Here is an 849-nt window from a genome sequence, read left to right as displayed (position 1 = left end):
CCGTTCAGCACCCGCGTGGTGAATGTCGGCGTCCGCGATTCCACCTATGTGCTCGACGGCCTGCTGTACCACGAGTCCGACCTGCGGATCGAGGAGCACTACACCGACACGGCCGGCTTCACCGATCACGTCTTTGCCCTGATGCACCTGCTAGGCTTCCGCTTCGCGCCGCGCATCCGCGACCTCGGCGAAACCAAGCTGTACGTGCCGCAGGGCGTGCAAGCCTACCCGACGTTGCGCCCGCTGATCGGCGGCACCCTGAACATCAAGCACGTGCGTGCCCACTGGGACGACATCCTGCGCCTGGCCAGCTCGATCAAGCAGGGCACCGTCACCGCCTCGCTGATGCTGCGCAAGCTCGGCAGCTACCCGCGCCAGAACGGACTGGCCGTGGCCCTGCGCGAGCTGGGCCGGATCGAGCGCACGCTGTTCATCCTGGACTGGCTGCAAAGTGTTGAACTGCGCCGCCGCGTGCATGCCGGCCTGAACAAAGGTGAGGCGCGCAACTCGCTGGCCAGGGCGGTGTTCTTCAACCGCCTTGGGGAAATCAGGGATCGGAGCTTCGAGCAGCAGCGCTACCGGGCCAGCGGCCTCAACCTGGTGACGGCGGCTATCGTGCTGTGGAACACGGTGTACCTGGAACGCGCCACCCAGGGGTTGGTCGAGGCCGGCAAGCCGGTGGACGGCGAGCTGCTGCAATTCCTGTCGCCGCTGGGCTGGGAGCACATCAACCTAACCGGCGATTACGTCTGGCGGCAGAGCCGCAGACTGGAAGACGGGAAGTTTCGGCCCTTACGGATGCCCGGAAAACCTTAGCGTACGATTTTTTCCGAATTCTGCGGGCTCCCC

At 65.3% G+C, this 849-nt stretch carries 1 protein-coding gene; it reads left to right on the top strand.

The features are described from left to right. On the top strand, nucleotides 1-816 hold an 816-nt coding region (locus PGQ95_RS26280), incomplete at its 5' end, for a Tn3 family transposase (protein ID WP_032226893.1). Between the last annotated feature and the right edge of the window lie 33 nt (nucleotides 817-849).

The organism is Klebsiella sp. 141240 (assembly GCF_050600805.1).
In the GTDB taxonomy this organism is placed as follows: domain Bacteria; phylum Pseudomonadota; class Gammaproteobacteria; order Enterobacterales; family Enterobacteriaceae; genus Klebsiella; species Klebsiella aerogenes.
This window is presented reverse-complemented; position numbering and strand designations above follow the sequence as displayed.